Here is an 18,844-nt window from a genome sequence, read left to right on the forward strand (position 1 = left end):
GTTCAGCCCAATCGAAGAAAGGAGGCGAGTATGTCGACCAAACACCTTCTCGCGCTCCTGAATTCCCATATCGAGGGGGACGAGGACCAGTTCCTCTCTATCGCGCTTCAGGTCGCGGCCCAGGAAGCCCGGCAGGGGAATGCCGAACAGGCCGATAAGCTGAAACGCCTCGTTCAGAAGGCCCGCGATCAGCAGAGGGCCGGAAAACCCGCCGGAGGCCAGACACCGATTCCGCTAGCCCGGCCGCGGGGCGAGCTTCAGGGACTCGTCGAGAGCACCTATCCGAAGATTACGCTGGCGAGCATGGTGCTTGCCGACGATGTTCGTGCGCGCCTGGGACGCATCGTTCGGCAGCACCAGGAACGCGCAACGCTTCGCGAACATGGGCAAACGCCGACGACGCACATGCTGCTCGTCGGTCCACCGGGGACCGGCAAGACGATGACGGCTTCGGCGCTCGCCGGCGAGCTGCGGCTTCCCCTGTTCACGGTGCGGCTGGAGGCGCTGTTCAGCCGCTTTTTCGGCGAGACGGCTGGCAAGATGCGGCTGCTGTTCGACCAGATCGCTCAGACGCGCGGCGTCTATCTGCTCGACGAGTTCGACGCTATCGGCGCCCGCCGTGGCGAGCCAAACGATGTCGGCGAGATCCGGCGGGTGCTCAATTCGGTACTGGCTTTCATGGAGGAGCCGAACTCGACCGACAGCCTCGTCTTGGCGGCGACGAATCATGTCGAGATCCTCGACGAGGCGCTGGCGCGACGGTTTGACGAGGTAATCGAATACACGCTGCCCGAAACCACGGCAGCGCGAGCGATCATCGAGCGCCGACTCGGCAAGTTCAAGATTGCCACTAAGTCCTGGTCCGAACTTGCGCCCGCGCTCGAGGGGCTAAGCCAGGGTGAATTGGTGCGCGCGACCGACGCAGTGGTCAAGGACGCCATTCTCGGAGATGCAACGAAAGTGTCGGCCGAAGCCCTGCGCGACGCCCTGCACAACCGTCAGACCCTCAAGGGGAAGTTCCGCCAGTCGTCCGGCCGTTAGGGAGGCCCTGCCGATCGGACGGAACAGAGCCTCTCATATTCAGGTAGGGTTTTATGGCGGAGCCTGACGACTACGGTGCGCGTAACCGGGCGCACATCTCCATCAATGCCTTCAAGGAACCGGCAGCCTATACCTTCCCGTCGCGCAAGCAGGAACGCAAGCCGCTGCGGGACAACTATGCCGCACACGCCGCCACGCTGCTCGACCAGCTCGCCGTGGCGCTCGGCGCGTTGCCGGCGACAGGAGCGGATACGCGCCTGCCCATTCAGGGACTGAAGCCCGGTACCATCGTCGAAGTCACCACCGTCGCGCCGGCCGAAGGCTCACGCGTCAAGGCGGTCAAGGTGCCGGCGACCTTGGAGTTCCCGACCCAGGAGGTCGTCGTGCTTCGTTCGGAGCGGAACGACGACCGCACCGAAAGCGCGCTGCTCTTCGTCCCGGACGATGCGCGCAACTTTCTGCGCGGGCGGATCGAGGACTACGGGCGTGATCCCGGCAACCAGCGGCGGCCGGACGTCGATAAGTTCGAGCCGGTCGAGACCGTGCGCACGACGGAGAGCCTTTCGCTCTTTACCGGCGACGTTGATCTTGCCGCCCCCGAGGTCGTGTGGTGGGAACTTTGGGTCCGCCAGCCCTCGGCGATCGCTGACCACCTCGCAGAATTGGGGCGCAGTGCCAATCTCGACGTCCACGCCGACCGGCTGGTCTTTCCCGACACGATAGTTCTGTTCGTCCATGCTGCAGCAGCAGCGCTCACCGCCTTCGCAGCGAGAGTGCCTGGCGCACTCACCGAAATCCGGAAGGCGACCGGCACGATCGAGCCGTTCCTCGAACGCGGCGAGACCGGGTTGAGACAGCACGACTGGGTGGCCGAGCTTGCTGGCCGCGTGACGCCGCCTAAGGCCCACGGACCGGCCGTGTGCGCACTCGATACTGGCGTCAGCGCCGCTCATCCGCTGATCGCGCCCGGCCTTGCCGGCGCTTGGGCCTATGACGATGCTTGGGGAGCGGACGATCATCATCCGGACGGCGGGCATGGAACGCCGCTGGCGGGCCTCGTCCTCTATGGCGATCTGGAGTCGTTGATGAACGGCAACCAGCCTGTCGCGCTCACCCATGCTGCCGAGTCAATGAAACTCCTTCCGCCGCACGGCTTCCCGCCAACGAAGCCGCCAAGCTACGGCGTTGTGACGCAAGGAGCTGTGGCCCTTGTGGAAGCCGGGCGTCCCAATGTCCCCCGCAGCTTCTGTCTCGCCGCCACCGCGACCGATTTCCCGCCGGGGCGCCCCTCGACATGGAGCGGTGCGCTCGATCAGGTTGCTGCCGGTTCAATGCCCGGCGACACGGCCGACGACGTGCCGGCATCGAAACGCCCGAAGCGGCTTGTGCTTGCGGCCACCGGCAACGTATCGGGCGGGATGATGGTCAACGTGGTACCACTGCAGCCGCTCGAAGACCCAGCACAGAGCTGGAACGCGCTGACGATAGGCGGCTTCACTTGCAAGGAACAGCCACCTGCGCCGCCGCCGGTGCTCGAGGCCGTCGTTCCGGCAAACAATCGCAGCCCATTCAGCCGAGGCTCGCGATCGCTTCCCGATGACCTTACGCCGATCAAGCCCGAGGTGCTGTTCGAGGCAGGCAACATGCTCTCCGACGCCACCGGATTCTGCGCATGGGGGCCGTCCGTCTCGCTGCTCGCGCCCGGATCGGACGTGATCGCGGAGCCGCTTGTGCCGTTCTGGGCGACGAGTGCGGCCGTGGGGATGGCCGGGAACTTCGCTGGCACTCTGCACGCGGCCCTGCCTGACCGATGGCCGGAGACGCACCGCGCTCTGACGGTGGACTCGGCCCGATGGCCACAGCCGATCCGCAAGCGGTTCATCGGGCGCGGTGCGCACTGGAAGAGCGGGGCGAAGACCGAAAAGCAGCAGCTCCTGCGCGAGTTCGGCTACGGCGTGCCCGATGTCGGGCGCGCAATCCTCTCGGCAAGCAATGACGTCACTCTCGTCGCCGAATCCGAGATCCAGCCTTTCGCGCTCAGCGCCGACAAGCGGAGCGGTGTCTTCAACGAGATGCACTTCTACGATCTTCCTTGGCCGAAAACGGCGCTGGAGCAGATCGAGAACGAGATCGTCGTCATGAAGGTGACGCTCTCCTATTTCATCGAGCCGAACCTCACCGGCAAGGCTGCGACCCGGCCGGACACCTACCGCTCCTTCGGGCTCCGCTTCGACATGAAGAAACGCACCGAGACTAATGCGCGGTTCAGAAGCCGCATCTCCGCCAGTCAGGAAAAAGACGAGTCCGAAATCGGAGCGGAAGCAAGCTGCTGGCTGCTCGGCCCCAAGGCCATCCAGGCGGGATCGCTACACTGCGATCTGTGGCGTGGCCGTGCGATCGAGCTTGCGGGTCATGACGCCATCGCCGTCTACCCCGTTGGCGGCTGGTGGAAATCGCACGCCGGCCAGAAACGGGTAAAGGACAAGGCGCGCTATTCCCTGGCCATCTCGATCTCTGCATCGGGCCAAGCGGTCGACCTCTATTCGGAGATTGCCGCCCTCGTGGAGGTGAAGGAACTCCAAATCTCCATCGGCTGACCGTCAAATCGCGCCGAGACGCCAACCGAGTTTTCCGCTACGTGAACAAATTCAATGTTCCGGTGCCGGAACGCTTTCAACCTTGCCTCGATCGTATAGTTTCAGCCATGTCGCAGAATTTTTCAGATCGCTACGGCTTCAAGCCGACCGAACCGGAGATCACCATCCGAGAAGACGCGCCGGATGACTTGCGCTTTGCCGTCGCGCAGATCGCGGTCAATACAGGAATAGGGCCGAGCCGCATTCGAGATGTGGTTTGCACCGTCCTATTTGTAGCGCCCGACCGCAACAACTGGTCCGAATACCCGAACATCTGGGATGAGGTTCGGCGGCTGCTCGAAGATTGCGAATGGTTCAAGGTCTATGACATCGCCGAACGCCTGCATCGTAGTCTCCACTATCAGCAGGCGGATCAGTTTCGCGACGAGCTGAACCGATTCTTCCGAGAGAAGGGCATCGGCTGGGAGTTGAAGGATCACGAAGGCATCGTCTTCGAGGCAGCGCCCCCTTTAGCGCAGCGACAATCAACGCCGTCGAGGCCCTAACAACGACCGGACGCACAAATGCCGCCACCGAAATCCGTGAGGCTTTGCGCGACATCCCCCGCCGGCCCGAGCCGGACAGGACCGGGGCTATCCAGCATTCCATTGCGGCGCTGGAAAGCGTTGCGCGCGACATCGCCAATGAACCGAGCGCGCCTGCCGCGAAGCTTTCAAACCGTTTGGATCGCCTCCGTCGAAACAAACACGGCGCGGAAATCTAGCCTTGATCTAACGGCCTATCTGAAGCAGGCCCCTAGCCGAGCAACAGATATCGGCGAAGAAGGAGAAGGGATGCGCAAAGTCCCGCAATGGGAGTTTGATTTTTACGCCTTATCGCTTCCGCGCGGCCACGACTTCGGTTCCGAGCAGCCGGTCGCAGCCTGGGCCGGTGCCGACGGTCGTGGCTGTGGCATCGTCACGCACGACGCTAACGCCGACGCGTTCAACACCATTCTCATGCGACGGCGGGTGGACTCGGTCTGGACCGTCGCTCGGCAGGAAAGCGGCTTCGCAAATATCGCCGCCGCGCGCGACGCTTTGGAGCCCTTTCTCGCTGAAGGTCAGCCGCCGGAGCCAATGCCGGCCGGAGCCATCCGCCGTCCGCCGCTATTCGATCTGGCTGGACGGCAGCCGAGCGAGGTGTTTGGATTGCTTGCCACAAAGGCGCGCCAGCCTGCGGCGTGGGCGTTGAACCAGCTTTATCTCGCCATGCCGAAGCCTGACCGGAACTGGGTCAGTGACTGCCAGACCACCAACTTTCATACGCGCTTATGGGAGGCGCACCTTCTCGCGTCGTTTCGCGAGCAAGGACTGCTTGTCGAACAGCCGTTAGAATCCCCGGATTTCCATATTACGAATCGCCGCGGCGACGAGGCCTGGGTCGAGGCCGTCACCGCCAATCCACAGGTGCCATACAATCACGTCAACGCGCCCTTCGCGGATGTGCCCACTGAAAAGGAAGAGATATTCTTCGGCACGGCGGCACTGCGATTCGCCAAGACCATCGGAAACAAGCTTGAACGACGATACGATCAGCTTCCTCATGTCGTGGGAAAACCGTTCATCCTGGCAGTCGCAGATTTTCATGCATCCGGTTCGATGATGTGGAGCCGCGAGGGCTTGATTGGCTATCTGCAGGGATCAGGCGCGACTGAGGCCGAGGTAGACGGTCGACGACAGGCTGTGCCGATGCCGGCTGAGTTTCTGCTTGGGCCGGCGCAGTTCCCGGCGGGCCTGTTCGCCAACGATCGCCATGCCGAACTATCCGCCGTCATCTTTTCGAATGCCTGCTCGATCTCCAAGCTCAATCGGGTCGCGATCTCCGGCGGCGGTGCGCCTGAGGGTTATCGCTACACGAGGCTGGGACATTTCTTCGACCGAGCACCCGGCGCCCTGCGGGGCATACCGTTCTGCCTCGATATCACCGGCGATGAGTATCGAGAGCTCTGGCCGCACGGCTATGAACCGTGGACCGCCGAGATCGAGGTTTTTCATAATCCCTTCGCGCGCCATCCAGTCTCCTTCGATTTGTTACCTGAAGCGCAACATTGGTTCGAAGAGAACGGTGAATGGCTATGCAGCTCGGTTTATGAGACGTCGATCTTATGGTCGCAAACCCGAATCACGGACGCGAATAAGCCGGCACCAACGCTGCAAGATCTAATAGTCGAGGATCGTGTCCGTTTCGAAGCCAACTAGACACGGGTGACGACACCGATCTTGCCGCCAGTGTGATTTCTGCTCCCCGAAAACCTGAGGTGTCATGGTTAAGTTCCTTCTGCCGCTTAGCGAATACAACCGCATCTATCAGGTGACCCATGGCGTGCTTCAGGGCGTGCCAGACGCGACCGCCGAGAAAGCCTGCCTCTTCTTTGCGGCCGTCGGTGGCTATGTTCTCAACCAGCGCTATAATATCGGAGCGCGGATTGTGGGCGGGGCGTTTTGTTTTTGCCTGGGTGAGGGCGGCGGCGAGGTTGCCACCTTCGGGAAATTGGAGGATGGGCAGCTGGTGTCCGGGCTCGATGCATTCCACATGTGGCTCCAGACCGACACCCATATTATCGACTTCATGGCTCCGATCTATCGAGAGGCGTTCGCTGACCACCCGAGATCAGCCAACCTGCCACGCAAGATGATGCAACGGCGCCTCGACGAGGAAGCTTCGGACCTGGATGCCTTGGTGCACACCGGCGACTTTCGTTTTTATCCGGATCCGGCTCTGACGGACGAATTGCTGGACGGGTTTCTCGCAAAGCCGTTCAACGGAGATCTGATCAAGATTGCGATGGCCTGGTACGGAAAACGGCGCGCGAGACAGGTGCCGACCTTTGCGATGCAGGACGAAAAAGGCCGCGTAGCCCGGCTGTCACTTGCGGCGTCCGTCGCCACCGGCTCTTGGTAATGGGCACAGTGTTCGGACCGGAGCATGATGCGGGTGTGCGCCACCCAGTCCGCCGCTTGTCCACTGTCCCGGGACTGAGGACAAGGCTGAAGGAACCACGGTTGCGCTAGGGCACGGCCGGGACCGGTTTTGCTCGTGTTCGTTGACAGGCAGGGCCGCCCAGTGCTTAGTGTCCTCTGTCCGAGGACAGAGGACTGCAGAAATCATGATGAAAGCCCAAGATGTTGTCGTCCTGCTTAAGCTGGCGAGCTTGGAAGACGACGCAAAGGATATCGATCACGAATCTGTACCGCCCGGTCTAGCCTCGGGCGAGGATCCCTACTCGGTTCGCGCTCTCGAGGCAGCCCTCGGAATCAGCAAGACGGAGATCAGTGCTTCGCTCAAGCGCAGCGTTGTGTCGGGCCTCGCGATCAAGGACAGGAAGACGGGGCGGCCCAAGCCGAGCCGGCGCCATCTGCGCGAGTTCATCGTCCACGGTCTGAAATTCGTCTTTCCGGCGAAACCTGGCGCCATGAAGCGCGGGTTGCCGACGGCGTTCGCGGCCCCCGTGCTGCGTGAATCCCTGCACAGCGCCGGCAGTCTCATCTACGTCTGGCCCTACGCGCACGCAAAAGACATGGGTCAATCGGTCGATCCGCTGTTCAAAAGCGTACCGGAAGCCTGCGAGACAGATAGCCGGCTCTACGCCTATCTCGCCCTCGTCGACGCAATTCGCATCGGCAATCAGCGCGAGAGCAAGCACGCCGCCGACCTGCTCGTCCAGAGGCTGGGATGACGGTGCAGAGTCAGTTGAAGGCAATGTTGAAGGCCGTCGCCGAGGCGCTCGGAGATGAGCTACGGGCGCGCCTGCTCTTCGTCGGCGGCTGCACGACGGCGCTCTACATCACCGACCCCATTGTTCTCGAAGGAGTGAGGGCGACTGACGATGTCGACCTGATCGTCGATCTCGCTGGTTTCGCCGAATGGGCCGAGCTGATGGAGCGCTTGCGCGCACGCGGCTTCACCGAGGCGGCCGACGATCCCGTCATCTGTCGCATGAAACTCGGAGAGCTCAAGGTCGACTTCATGCCGGACGACGAGGCGATCCTGGGCTTCAGCAATCGCTGGTATGCAAAGGGGATCGCGACGGCCGAACCAGAACAGCTAGAGGAAGGGCTCGAGATCCGGCGTCTTACGCCGCAGCTGTTTGTTGCCACTAAGTTAGAGGCATACCGCGGACGCGGCGGAGGCGATCTCATCGGCAGCCGCGATGCCGAGGACATTCTCCTTCTCGTCGATGGGCGGGAAGAGATCGTCGAGGAGATCGCGGGCGGCGAGCCGGATATCCGGGACTACATCGCCGAACAGATTGCGGCGCTGCTCGACGATCCGAACTTCGACCATTTCCTGGAGGGAAACATCCGCGGCCCGGCGGGCCGGGTCGACATCGTTTACGAGCGGCTGGTCGCGATCAGCACCTTGGATACGCGCTGACATGGCCTTGCAAATCCGGTGGCAGTGCCGGCAAGGGACTCGGACGGCCGACAACCGAGACCACGCAGGCATAGGCATCCGCGGCGACGCTGTCCTTGCCATCGTTGTCGATGGATCGACATCGGGTTCGGCCAGCGGCGATTTTGCGCGCGAGATTACGCGCCGCATGGTCGACTCGTAGCCGGTGCTGATGCGGTAACTGCCGACACCCTGATCGTGCAGCTTCGCGTGACGCACGCGGCGCTCGCGATGGACTTTCGCACAGATTCGGCCAGTTACGTCCTTGTGTACCTTGAAGCGACGCGCCCGGCGCTGGTGCTGCATGCTGGCGATTGCCTGGTAGGCCGACGCGAGGAGGATGGACGGATCGCATGGCTGACGCAGCCTCATACGCTCGCAAATCCGCTGCTGCCTGTGGCGATCGAGAGCCTCGCGAAGGATCCCGCGCGTCATCGGCTCACGCGTAGCTTCCGTTCAAAGCGCTTCATTGCTCCCGATCTGAACTCGTTCGAACTCGACGATCGGCCATTGCTGGTTGCGACGGATGGTTTCTGGGCCGAACATGAAGCGCACCAGCAGCTCGCCTTCATCGAAGGGCCTGTTGGGACGGTCGATCAGGAGCGTGACGATTGCGGTGCTCTCTCGATTTTGCGCGGCAAGAATGGATCTGAGATCGAGCTCATCGATGTCGGGGCGGCACCCAACCTCTATGAAGTGCACAAATCCAAGCCGAAGCTCGCAGCAGAGCGGCAATGAGATCGCCGAGCGACCTAGTGTCCCCTGCAACGCCCCAAGCGTCAGTCGACACAGAACCGCGCGCGCCGCAGCCTACTTCGCCCCATAGCTTTGGCGACCCGAATTATCAGGTTGGGTCTGCGTACCGAAGCAAACGACGTCGGACTTCCACAGCGGGAAGGCGGCATCTCGCGTGCGCAGATAGAGCGCTCAACCCATTATGGAGCCGATTGAGCGGCATATGATCTCCGTCTGCAAATTGGTCGAAGATCCAGAGCACTCCGTGCATGTCGAGAGTTTCGGCGTGGGCCAGCTCGCGCAGGGTGCCGTCGCCGGTGAGCAAGGTCCATCGCCTGGAATGCGCTATTGCGAAGGCGAATGCATCAGGCACGGAAAGTCGGGTGTTCTGCCGCCGGACCGCCGTCGCTCTGCTGAGCTCGGTTGCTGACAGCACCTCTACCCTTAGCCCAAGACCCACCAATCGATCGCCGAGCGCGCCCTCAAGTTCCCTTGCATAAAGCAGGTCAGGGACCGCGAACTCGAAGGGCAGCAGGAACATGTCATCGAGGAGTTGCGCTCGCTCTAGATCGATCAGGACCGAGGTGTCGGAGACCAGGACAGGCACCGATCAAGCCGCCACCTGGTCCAGTCTGGCGTCCAGTTCGCGAACCGATATGCCAAGCAACTCCGCGGCACGGGATTCACCGATCACTCCTTCGGTGAGCGCCCGGTAGCAAAGCCGCTCGAAACGCTTCGGCTCCTCGAGTGCCGGCGCCATCGTCTCCGGCTCCTCGTATGGCGCAGTTCGCCATCCGCGCTCCGCGAATATCTTGAAGAGACGGACGAAGGCTGCCTGACTGATGATGCCGAGGTCCTTGCATCGATAGGCAATGGCCTGGATGCTCACCCCGAAGCGTTTCTTGAGTGCTACAAGCTCACCGATGCTGATCGAGGATCGGTGCGCTCCAATCTCGGCCCGCAGGACGTCGGCGGGCATTAGGAAAGCGCCTGCAAAGCGATGAGCCGCTTTTTCGACATCCACACCTTCACTCGGAGCGATGACCATGTGTCCGAGCTCGTGAGCCAGATTAAAGCGCTTTCGTTCGGACCACGTACTCCGCTTGATGACAATGACTCGCGCAGCGGAACGGTCCTTGCGCCTGACCTTGGCTGCGAGACCGTCGACATCGTCGAGATCAAGCGACAGAACCTTGACACCGCGCTCTTCCAGTAATTCGGCAAGCTGCGGAATGGGATCGTTGCCGAGCCCCCAATCATCACGGACTGAACGAGCAGCGTCTTCGGCGTCCCGGATGTTAGCGACCGGATGCGGTGAACTTCGGGGCTGCTCCCACTCGACACTGCGCATTTGCAGCATATCCTCGACAGCGAGATAGCGCTCGAGCATATGAATAGCGCGCGCTTCTAGCACGGCCTCCTCCTTCGACGACGCGCCCACCTTTTTCCTGAAGTCGACTCCTTCCAAGGCGATCTCGTCCTCGTTGAGAAGATATTCTTCAGACACGTTCAGCGTCTTTGCCAGTGCAATCAGGACGCGCGAACTCGGCATGTCCTCGTTTCGCTCGTATTTGCCGATGGCCTGGGCCGAGACGATGCCGCCAATTGCATCGGAGAGCGCACGTAGAGACAGCCCCGATGCTGATCGGGCTACTTTCAGCTTGTTTCCGATCACGGGAGCCTCCATTTGGTAACGGTTTCCATAATTACTACATAGTCGCATTTTTGTAAACTGAAACCCCTTGCAATCGCGCTGCTGGTTTCCCATGTGCGGCAACGAACGTCACCGCGGGATCATTTGTAAACCGAATGTGGTGACTGCGAAGGCACACGGTCTTGCTGGCGCGCCCGGCGGGAACCTGAGCGAAAGGAAGAGGGGCCATGGGGCTCAGCAATACGGAACTGCGCTACTACGACGGCAATGTCCTGCGGCTGCCTGCGGACAAACGCAAGGAATACCACGAGCAGGTCGATCGGCTGATCGACGAACTGCGCAAGAGCGTCAAGGACAAGACCGAGATCAAAATCACGAAGGTGGTGAAGGCAGGGTCGTTCGCGAAATACACGATCCTGCGCAAGACCAGCGTCGACCCGGTCGACGTTGATGTCGTGTTCTACATTTCAGGGCGCGATGCGAGCAAAGAGACGCTCGACAGCCTGAACGACACCATCTATGAGCTGCTTATCAAGATCTATCCGACCAAGTCGGTCGAGGACTTTGAAATCCAGCGCAAGGCAGCGACCGTGACCTTCGTGGGCACGGGCTTGAGCGTCGACATCGTGCCGGTGATCGAGGACGAAAGCCGGCCGGGCTTTGGTTGGCAGTTCGACATCCATGACGGCTCGAAGCTGCAGACCTGCGCACCGTGCCAGATAAAGTTCGTCCGCGACCGCAAGGACCAGGACGGCGATTTCCGGACGCTTGTGCGCTTGGCCAAGAAGTGGCGCAACCAGGCCGAACTCAAGCCGCTCAAATCCTTCGCCATCGAGTTGATCATGGCGCATGTACTGGCGACCCAGGGCAATGCCGGCTCGATCGAACAGCGCTTCCGGAACTTTCTGCTCTACGTTGCCCAGTCGGGCCTCAAGGATCAGATCAGCTTTCCGGAGAACACGGCCCCGTTCGAAGTGTTCTCCGATCCGGTGGTCATCCTCGATCCCGTCTACAGCCTGAACAACGTCACAAGCAGGATCTCCGAGGCTGAGCGCAAGGAAATCGTCGCGGCCGCCAAGGCTGCCTGGGAAACCGCCAATTTCGCATCGGCCGAAAACGACAATGAGGTCTGGAAGGAACTCTTCGGCCCTCGCTTCAAGACTGAGGACTGAAATGAGCCAGACGAGAACTGCCTCGGCCACCTACACAATTGTCGACATCGAAAACGTCGTGCGCCGGGTGAAAGCCGATCTTATCATGATCGCCGACAGCACCGGCGCGTGGACGGCCGCGAAGGCGGCGGACTATGCCCATGACATCGAAGTGCTTGCGAAAGCCGGTTACCTGGCGTGGGTCGATGTGACGCTTTTCAGCAACGGGATCGAGGTCAAGGCTGTCCGCTTCGACGTCGACACCGACGCAGGAGCGCTCACCACGAGCCGGCCCGGCGGGGTGCTTTGGCCGAAGGTGTCCGGAGCCTACTTGCGCATCATCCTCAGCTATACCGACGCCTATACCGGTGCAGCGCGCGAGGCCATGAAGAGCAAGCTGAAGATCGGCTGGGTGCCCTCGTCCGACGACACCAGCCACTCATCGCTGACGACTTCTGGTGGCCGCAACTATATCAGCAACGCCTATGGCATGCAGAGGAAGGATTGGGCAGCGTGAGCCAGCCAAGCATTTTTGACAGCGAGACGCCCCTCCCCAGCGAAGCGCTGATCAAAAGGGAAAAGACGCTTCTCGGATTTGATGCGCGCTATGCCCGTGTCCATGATCAGCTCCGCCTCCTGCTCAATGTCGGCGGCTTGGCCGAGTGGAACCGACGACACCACGGCGGCAAGCTCGCCATCGCCGAACTCGTGGCCGAGCAGTATCCGCTGGTCATTTTTCATGGTGACGTCGGAACCGGGAAAACCGCGACGGCCGAATGCATCGCCAACCGGCTGGTGGCGGAGGCGAGAAGCGAGGATTCCATCCTATTCAAGCTGTCGAACCGCGTTCGTGGCGGCGGCATGGTCGGCGAAATGGGCACGCTGATTGCGGAGGCTTTTCGCCGGGTGATCCAGTCAGCAGGAAAACACCGCCGAGCGATCCTGGTCATTGACGAAGGCGACAGCCTTGGTGCCTCGCGCGCGCAGGACCATAGCCATCACGAAGACAAGGTCGCGGTCAACACGCTGATACAAGGCATCGACGACCTGCGCCAATATGGCGGTCGCATCGTGGTCATCCTTTGTACGAACCGTCTGTCGGTGCTCGACGCGGCGGTTCGCCGCCGGGCCGCGATCATTGAAGAGTTCAAGCGACCATCGGAGGGCGAGCGCCGGCAGCTGTTCGAAATGGACCTTGCAGGCCTGGGGTTGTCCGCGCCTCAGCTTGCCGAACTCGTTGCCATCACGGGCGCCCGCGGCAGCCATCCAACCTGGACCTATTCTGACATCCGCACCCGGCTCTATCCGGCCGCGCTCGCCAAGGCCTATCCGGACAAGCCGCTTCAGTTCGATCATTTGAAATCGGTGGCCGCATCGCTTCATGCTTCGCCGGTGATGGAGGACAGGTGATGCCTCGTTCTCCTTTGTTCGGTCGGCGCATCCACATTTCGGGGAGCGTTGTGGATGATCTTACGGTCGCGGCGACAGCCGATGTCCAGGCGGCTCGCGACATGATCGCGATGCTGGTCAACGAGTTGATCCGGCGCGGCGCGAATTTCGTGGTGCCGGTCGACGCCGAGCCGCTGCGCAAGGCCGACGGTTTGCCGATCTGTTTCGATTGGCTGATCTGGAAGACGATCAAGGAAAGCCTAGCCCTGCGGCCGGGTGCGGCACCGGGTCCACTGGCGGTCGCCGTGCAACATCACAAGACCGAGGACCAAATCCCGCAGGAATATGAGAGTCTCTGGGACGAGCTACGCGCCTCGCCGTTGATCAAGATTGAGAGCGCGGCGCAATGGAACATGAACAGCAAGCGCATGGAAGCCCAGGCCAGGTTCGGCGACATTCTGGTTGCGCTCGGGGGGACCGAGGGCGTGCTCTATCTGGCGAACCTCTACCATGATGCCGGCAAGCCGGTCGTGCCGCTCAACCTTGCTTTGTGTCCCGAGACGACAGGCGCGCGGCGCCTCTATGGCTTCGGGCTGACCAGCACCCAGACCCGCCGCCTGTTCCAGATCGCCGGGGATGGCGATGCTCATGACTGGATCAACCGGATCCGCTTCCCTCAGCGGCAGTCCGTTGCGGATCGGGTGGCAGTGCTGATCGACCTGTTGGAATCGCTTGAGCGGCCCAGAGCGTTTGCGGTGCGGCTATTGAACCCGGATCTGCCCGACTACAATGATGTGCAGACCTTCTTCGACACGGTCGTGAAGCCCGTGATCGAAGATGAACTGGGCTATCGCCTGATCGTGATCGACGGTCGCCAGACTTATGATCACGCCCGGATCGACCAGGAGATATTCGCAAAACTGCACCGCAGCAGTGTCGTCCTGGCCGACATTACCGGGGCGCGGCCGAACTGTTTCCTCGAGCTCGGCTACGCGCTCGGTCGTGGGCTGCCGACGATGGTCATGGTTCGTGAAGGGGCATCCCTGCCCTTCGACATCACGACCTTCTCCGGCCTTCAATGGAAAACCAGCGGGACCGTCGAGGACAGGCGGCGGGCGTTTCGGGAACATTGGCAGGCGATCCGCAACCGCCCTCCCCTCGTTCCAGCGGAGGCCTTGATCGCATGAGCGACAAACGCGAGGTCTTCCTTTCGGTCGATGTCGAGACGGCCGGCCCCATCCCCGGTGAATTCAGTCTCCTGTCGATTGGCGCATGTTCGATCTTCGAACCGGAGAGGACCTTCGCTTGCGAACTGAAGCCGATCAACCAGAATTTCGACCCGAAGGCCCTGGAGGTAAGTGGCTTCTCACTCGATCAGCTGGCCGAGCATGGGCTTGATCCGGTGGATGCCATGCGTGCCTTTGCGAACTGGATATCTGAAGTCGCGGGAGCGGACGGCACACCGGTCTTTGTAGGGTTCAACGCACCGTTCGACTGGTCTTTCGTGAACTACTATTTCCTCCGCTTCACGGAAAGCAATCCGTTCGGTTTCACGGCTCTCGATATCAAGGCGCTTTATATGGGAGCGACAGGCTGTCCATGGGCCGATACGCGTTCGAGCAGGATCGCCAAGCGGGTCCAACCTGTCTCTAAGGGCACCCATGACGCGCTTTGCGACGCCCTCTACCAGGCAGAGCTCTACCGCCTGATCTGGTCTGGGTTGGTGGAGAAAACTCACGCGCCCGACGCAGGACGGTAGGGGGCACCGTGACCTGCCACTGAGTTTTTCCTCCAGCTGGAGTTAGCGCACGTCTCCCGAAAGGGTGCACCGGTTTCGGGACAAAGACATGCGCGAAATCAAAAGCCTGCGGCACGTCGCGCGAATCCTTTTTCGCGCGACGTGCTGCAGAGCGTTCACCCTCGATTGAAGGACGGACGGTTGAGGGGGGAAACGGCTCACCGCAGGTGGTGTTCAGTTCAGGCTTCCATGCGGGTCACGACAGTGCCGCCCGGTCCGATTGCCGCGACGACCGTCAGTCCGGTACCACCGGGGCCAGCAAGATAGAGCAAGTGGCCGGTATCGATCGGCTGAGCGACTGCTTGGGAGCTCGCCGAGGCAGTGTGCCAGTTTGACGCCTCCGCAATTCTTTCGATTCCAGCGAAGGCGAGACCTGTGAGCAGCACGGCAAGCGCGGCACAGCTCACTGCGGACGCGACCGGCTTGGGCAGCGGAGCGGCGACTGCCTCTATGATGCCAAGACTCTGCAAGGAACGGTAGGTCGGAAGCTCCCGGACTCGAACACGTCCACCATCGCAAGGCCGCAGCAACTCGGCGACGGCTTCCGACACGACACGCTTAAGCCGTGCGTGGTCCTGCGGAGTTCCATCGGATGTCAGTCCGGCGGCGGCAGCGCTCGTGATGGCCAGCGACAGGACCGCGTGGTTGTTGGAGATCCTGCGCTGCCAACCTGGCCCCGGCAGAAATTCCAGAAGTGTAACGGTGAACTGCGCCAGCTCCGCCTCCGACGGAAGCAGTGCCGCAGCCCATCGCAGCGTCAACGGATGACCGGCCTCATCGCGGGCGAGCCCCCAGCCATTTTCCTCGTTGAGAAGTGCCAGGCTGAAGAGCTGCTCTGAGCAAACTGCCCGCATCGAATCCGCGCGAGCCGCGATGAACGCGGCTGCACCCTCGGCAACCTGGTAGACGCCAGAGCGGATGCGATGCGCGAACTGCTCAAAACGATCCAGCGCCCGCTTGAAGGTCAGGACGCAGGATTGGCGCACCTCCCGCCGTGTGCGCCCGCCGAGGCAAGTCATCGCGCGGCTCATTGCGTCCCATTGCAGATCCGCTTCCATGTAAGGGGCCGTGGCGTAATTCCAAGCGCTTCCGGCGCCGTCACCTTCGAGGAGTTCACGAAGAAGCAGGAGGAAGCCCTCGAGCATGATCGGGGCCCCTCCGTTCGCGAGCTCCTCACTCAGCTGTTCGTAGGTCTCGCGCCAGAACAGCTCTCGGACAATCGCGTCTCGCGGCAGGCCGAGAATCTCGGCCGAGATCGGGATCATTTGCAAGCGCGTCTTGCTCTGTTGGTTGCTCTTGCCGGCGACAACACGGCCGATGGCCTTTTCGTCCAGCCGCGGATCGCTGGGGCTCGTGGTCGCCACGAGTTCCAGCATCCCGGCCTGTGTTCGGCCGCATTTGCGGCCAATCGCGACTCCAATCACTCCGGTGTGCAGACGTCTCGCCACGGCGGCCTCCAGAACTCAGGTTCACGCGAGATTTGGCATCCGCCTTCCGGCAGTGGCCATACCAAAATCAGAAATTGTGGGTGCTACGATCGCAATCCTCCGACTACTCCCGAAAGCGATAGGTTCGTCCTCCACCATGAAGCGGTGCTGAACGAGGTTGCGTCTGACGAATCGCACTTCGGGAGCCTCATCGTGAACACCTTCGGGATGCTTCGCCGCAATATCGCCAATTCTGTGTCGGAGATGTTCGGGCGCGGGTTAGCTCACGCCGCACCAATCAAAGCCAGCGCCAAGCGGCGAATTCTCGTAATCGGCGGCGGCCCGGTGGGCCTTGCCTTTGCCACGTCGCTTCACGAGCTCGCCGGCGACCGCGTCGAGATCACGATCGCTGACGGTCGGTGGATCTACGAAGGTCGCCGCATTCGCTGGCGGACCGCGGACGAGGGCGTCAATCGCCGCCAGCAAGTGGTGACGATCCAGTCGCTTGTTTTCACCCGTCTTCCGGCAGCGGTCCGCTTGGCTATGTTCCCGGCAGGTGGCTATGGCGAGATTTGGCCGACCGGTCGAGAATCACCCACCCGCCTCGGTTATCCGAGGAATGTTCGCATTCGTGATCTCGAGGATCGCCTCCTCGCACTGGCGCAATTGCAACGACTGCGGTTGCATCCGGAGCAGATTAACGCGGCCGGGCTTTCCCTCGGCGAGTGGGACCTCGTGGTGATCGCCGACGGTGCCAACTCTCAAACGCGCGAGCACTTCTCGGCGGCCTTCGGCCAAGCTGACGTAACGCCTTACAGCCTGCAGGGGCGTCAGGTGGTCGACACAGTTTTGGGCTTGCGAGTTCGCTCCGGGATGTCGAGCGCCTCGACGGTCATCATGACCATCGCTCAGCAGCGTTTCCTGTTCAATGGTCTGCCTGACGGCATGGGCCTTCTCTACATGCGCCTCACCGACGAGGAGGCGGCCGAGGTTCGTGGCCGCGTGCCAGGAGAGCACGAATTCCGGACCTGTAGCCAGTCGAACCCGTGCCAAGTAACCTGGCGCGCCGACCGTTCGCGCGGCGCATTTGTCTGCACGAGGCGCGGGTCCGAATTCGTGCCTGCTGGAGATCCTGCTTCCTTCCTTTGGCCGCGCGTGCTTGAGGGACTGAAGCTCTTTGGCATGCCGGAGGAGACGCTCGACACAATCACCACTTTCCCGCTTGCCATGACCCGCCGCGGCGCTTTTAGCGCCGAGATCACACCGACCGGCACTTCGCATCGGGTTTTCGGGGCGCTAATTGGCGACGCTGCGGGCGTGACGCATTTCTGGCCTGGCCGCGGTCTCAATCGTGGACTCTCCACGGGTTACGCGCTGGCGGTCGTTGCAAGCCGTCTCGATCCCGCAGCCGATCTGCGGAGCGCGGACTTCGCGGAATTCGAGGGCGTCATGGCGCAGCTCCAGAGTCGCCACCAGGACCGAGCTTGGCGAGCGATGGTGCAGATGCGGGCAGGATATGTAGTGCCCGTCAAAACGATCATCGGGGACGCGATCGCCGGCCGGCGCGCCGATCGGCAGAGTCTTCTGCGCGAAATGCAGATCCGTACCGCCAACCTCGCTGCCGCGCTGAAAGACCGGCTTCCGTTTCCTCCGGCACTCTCAGAGCTATTCGCCGCCTACGACCAGGTTGATGACGAAACGCTTGCTGTTCTCGCGGCAACGGGTCCTTGGGAGACCATCGGTTCCGGCGGCGCAGAAGTCGACGTCGACGCAATTTTGCACGTCGCGTCGGCCCCGGAGGCCGACGGCGCTTCTCACGCCGTCTCGCTGCCGCCGGCATCCTCGCCCAACCGTTGCACCGCAGCCCGATGAGTTGTTGTCGACTTGGCTTCCCTGCCTCGCAGGCGCGAACGGCATTGCGCCGCGATCATTTACCTACCCGTCCTCGTCGCCAACAACACCGGCCGCCGCTGCGAATTCGTTCGCCAGCAGCTTCTCCTTCGAAAGCAGTCCTGCATCCTCGAGCGCCTCCATGTCCGGCAGATCGCGCAGCGTATTGAAGCCAAAATGCACCAGGAACGCGTCGGTCGTGACATAGGTGTAGGGCGCACCAGGCGTCGGACTGCGCGGACCGGAGGAAATGAAGCCACAGCCGCGCAGCGTGCCGATCAGATCGCGGCTGACTTCCTTGCCGAAGAAAGCGGAGAGCTCGGCGCGTGTGATCGGCTGGAAATAGGCAATGCACATCAGCACCAGCACTTCTGATTGCGAGAGGTCCATCGTGCGCTCATCGGCGCCGACGGCGACGCGAATGGCGTCGGCGTAAGCGGGCCGGGTCAGGTGCTTCCAGCCGCCAGCGACTGCCACCAGGTCGTAGGGGCGGCCGCGCAACTCCTCGCGGATGTCGTCGACGATCAAATCGAGATTGCAGTTTTTGCCAACGATGCGAGACAGGGTGTCGCGCGAGACTGGCTCGGCAGCCGCAAAAATGGCCGCCTCGACGCGGTTCATCCATTCGCGCCAACGGGCCTCCTGCGGCAGATGGTCGAGCTCGCGGTCGAAGAGACCGTCCCCTCCGTTTAACTGTCCTCGCCTTCTTCGCGCCGCCTCCGCCATCG

General features: G+C 61.9%; 18 protein-coding genes. 14 read left to right on the plus strand and 4 right to left on the minus strand.

Going from position 1 to position 18,844, the window contains the following annotated elements:
* Positions 1–30 precede the first annotated feature (30 nt).
* From AB4136_RS16195 to AB4136_RS16230, 8 genes are all read left to right on the plus strand, one after another.
* Positions 31–1,041, plus strand: coding sequence for an AAA family ATPase (locus AB4136_RS16195; protein ID WP_441931353.1), 1,011 nt, complete (start codon positions 31–33; stop codon positions 1,039–1,041).
* Between the two features lie 53 nt (positions 1,042–1,094).
* Positions 1,095–3,638, plus strand: coding sequence for a S8 family peptidase (locus AB4136_RS16200; protein ID WP_441931354.1), 2,544 nt, complete (start codon positions 1,095–1,097; stop codon positions 3,636–3,638).
* 41 nt (positions 3,639–3,679) lie between these two features.
* The gene (locus tag AB4136_RS16205) at positions 3,680–4,183 is read left to right on the plus strand and encodes an AbiJ-NTD4 domain-containing protein (protein ID WP_441931355.1); all 504 of its coding nucleotides are present in this window, start codon (positions 3,680–3,682) and stop codon (positions 4,181–4,183) included.
* 288 nt (positions 4,184–4,471) lie between these two features.
* Positions 4,472–5,878, plus strand: a complete 1,407-nt coding sequence (locus AB4136_RS16210; RefSeq protein ID WP_441931356.1) for a hypothetical protein — start codon at positions 4,472–4,474, stop codon at positions 5,876–5,878.
* Between the two features lie 64 nt (positions 5,879–5,942).
* Positions 5,943–6,581 carry a DUF2026 family protein gene (locus AB4136_RS16215; RefSeq protein ID WP_441931357.1) on the plus strand — a complete coding sequence of 213 codons (639 nt, stop codon included), beginning with the start codon at positions 5,943–5,945 and terminating at the stop codon, positions 6,579–6,581.
* Positions 6,582–6,786: 205 nt separating this feature from the next.
* The gene (locus tag AB4136_RS16220; RefSeq protein WP_441931358.1) at positions 6,787–7,356 is read left to right on the plus strand and encodes a hypothetical protein; all 570 of its coding nucleotides are present in this window, start codon (positions 6,787–6,789) and stop codon (positions 7,354–7,356) included.
* 23 nt (positions 7,357–7,379) lie between these two features.
* Positions 7,380–8,054, plus strand: coding sequence for a hypothetical protein (locus AB4136_RS16225; RefSeq protein ID WP_441931359.1), 675 nt, complete (start codon positions 7,380–7,382; stop codon positions 8,052–8,054).
* Between the two features lie 216 nt (positions 8,055–8,270).
* On the plus strand, positions 8,271–8,810 hold the full coding sequence (locus tag AB4136_RS16230) for a hypothetical protein (protein WP_441931360.1): 540 nt from the start codon (positions 8,271–8,273) through the stop codon (positions 8,808–8,810).
* 106 nt (positions 8,811–8,916) lie between these two features.
* On the opposite strand, the gene AB4136_RS16235 is transcribed toward AB4136_RS16230, so the two are convergent.
* Both AB4136_RS16235 and AB4136_RS16240 read right to left on the minus strand, forming a co-directional pair.
* Positions 8,917–9,414, minus strand: coding sequence for a hypothetical protein (locus AB4136_RS16235; protein ID WP_441931361.1), 498 nt, complete (start codon positions 9,412–9,414; stop codon positions 8,917–8,919).
* A 3-nt stretch (positions 9,415–9,417) separates the two neighbouring features.
* Positions 9,418–10,482 (minus strand): ImmA/IrrE family metallo-endopeptidase, encoded by a 1,065-nt coding sequence (locus tag AB4136_RS16240; RefSeq protein WP_441931362.1) that lies wholly within the window; start codon positions 10,480–10,482, stop codon positions 9,418–9,420.
* Positions 10,483–10,688: 206 nt separating this feature from the next.
* Here AB4136_RS16240 and AB4136_RS16245 point away from each other — a divergent pair, with 206 nt between their 5' ends.
* The 5 genes from AB4136_RS16245 to AB4136_RS16265 are packed head-to-tail and all read left to right on the plus strand — an operon-like array spanning position 10,689 to position 14,760.
* Entirely contained in the window at positions 10,689–11,633 is a 945-nt protein-coding gene (locus AB4136_RS16245) for a CBASS oligonucleotide cyclase (RefSeq protein ID WP_441931363.1), read from the plus strand.
* A gap of 1 nt (position 11,634) precedes the next feature.
* Positions 11,635–12,129 (plus strand): HORMA-1 domain-containing protein, encoded by a 495-nt coding sequence (locus tag AB4136_RS16250; RefSeq protein WP_441931364.1) that lies wholly within the window; start codon positions 11,635–11,637, stop codon positions 12,127–12,129.
* Positions 12,126–13,022, plus strand: a complete 897-nt coding sequence (locus AB4136_RS16255) for an AAA family ATPase (RefSeq protein WP_441931524.1) — start codon at positions 12,126–12,128, stop codon at positions 13,020–13,022. Before AB4136_RS16250 ends, AB4136_RS16255 begins: the two co-directional genes overlap by 4 nt.
* Positions 13,022–14,188 carry a hypothetical protein gene (locus AB4136_RS16260; protein ID WP_441931365.1) on the plus strand — a complete coding sequence of 389 codons (1,167 nt, stop codon included), beginning with the start codon at positions 13,022–13,024 and terminating at the stop codon, positions 14,186–14,188. The genes AB4136_RS16255 and AB4136_RS16260 overlap by 1 nt, the downstream gene beginning before the upstream one ends.
* Positions 14,185–14,760, plus strand: a complete 576-nt coding sequence (locus tag AB4136_RS16265; RefSeq protein WP_441931366.1) for a 3'-5' exonuclease — start codon at positions 14,185–14,187, stop codon at positions 14,758–14,760. The genes AB4136_RS16260 and AB4136_RS16265 overlap by 4 nt, the downstream gene beginning before the upstream one ends.
* Before the next feature lie 218 nt (positions 14,761–14,978).
* On the opposite strand, the gene AB4136_RS16270 is transcribed toward AB4136_RS16265, so the two are convergent.
* Entirely contained in the window at positions 14,979–16,247 is a 1,269-nt protein-coding gene (locus tag AB4136_RS16270) for a hypothetical protein (RefSeq protein ID WP_441931367.1), read from the minus strand.
* 192 nt (positions 16,248–16,439) lie between these two features.
* Here AB4136_RS16270 and AB4136_RS16275 point away from each other — a divergent pair, with 192 nt between their 5' ends.
* Positions 16,440–18,098, plus strand: coding sequence for a hypothetical protein (locus tag AB4136_RS16275; RefSeq protein WP_441931368.1), 1,659 nt, complete (start codon positions 16,440–16,442; stop codon positions 18,096–18,098).
* A 63-nt stretch (positions 18,099–18,161) separates the two neighbouring features.
* On the opposite strand, the gene scpB is transcribed toward AB4136_RS16275, so the two are convergent.
* On the minus strand, positions 18,162–18,842 hold the full coding sequence (scpB, locus tag AB4136_RS16280; RefSeq protein WP_441931369.1) for an SMC-Scp complex subunit ScpB: 681 nt from the start codon (positions 18,840–18,842) through the stop codon (positions 18,162–18,164).
* Positions 18,843–18,844: the final 2 nt, after the last annotated feature.

Origin of the sequence: Mesorhizobium sp. 2RAF21 (assembly GCF_052115345.1) — a bacterium.
Taxonomy (GTDB): domain Bacteria; phylum Pseudomonadota; class Alphaproteobacteria; order Rhizobiales; family Rhizobiaceae; genus Mesorhizobium; species Mesorhizobium terrae.

Excerpts from the sequence above, each read along its gene's own strand:
- AB4136_RS16250 (WP_441931364.1), top strand. The coding sequence starts at position 11,635 with ATGAGCCAGACGAGAACTGCCTCGGCCACCTACACAATTGTCGACATC.
- AB4136_RS16215 (WP_441931357.1), top strand. The coding sequence starts at position 5,943 with ATGGTTAAGTTCCTTCTGCCGCTTAGCGAATACAACCGCATCTATCAG.
- AB4136_RS16195 (WP_441931353.1), top strand. The coding sequence starts at position 31 with ATGTCGACCAAACACCTTCTCGCGCTCCTGAATTCCCATATCGAGGGG.
- AB4136_RS16265 (WP_441931366.1), top strand. The coding sequence starts at position 14,185 with ATGAGCGACAAACGCGAGGTCTTCCTTTCGGTCGATGTCGAGACGGCC.
- AB4136_RS16260 (WP_441931365.1), top strand. The coding sequence starts at position 13,022 with ATGCCTCGTTCTCCTTTGTTCGGTCGGCGCATCCACATTTCGGGGAGC.
- scpB (WP_441931369.1), bottom strand. The coding sequence starts at position 18,842 with ATGGCGGAGGCGGCGCGAAGAAGGCGAGGACAGTTAAACGGAGGGGAC.
- AB4136_RS16210 (WP_441931356.1), top strand. The coding sequence starts at position 4,472 with ATGCGCAAAGTCCCGCAATGGGAGTTTGATTTTTACGCCTTATCGCTT.
- AB4136_RS16200 (WP_441931354.1), top strand. The coding sequence starts at position 1,095 with ATGGCGGAGCCTGACGACTACGGTGCGCGTAACCGGGCGCACATCTCC.
- AB4136_RS16225 (WP_441931359.1), top strand. The coding sequence starts at position 7,380 with ATGTTGAAGGCCGTCGCCGAGGCGCTCGGAGATGAGCTACGGGCGCGC.
- AB4136_RS16245 (WP_441931363.1), top strand. The coding sequence starts at position 10,689 with ATGGGGCTCAGCAATACGGAACTGCGCTACTACGACGGCAATGTCCTG.
- AB4136_RS16220 (WP_441931358.1), top strand. The coding sequence starts at position 6,787 with ATGATGAAAGCCCAAGATGTTGTCGTCCTGCTTAAGCTGGCGAGCTTG.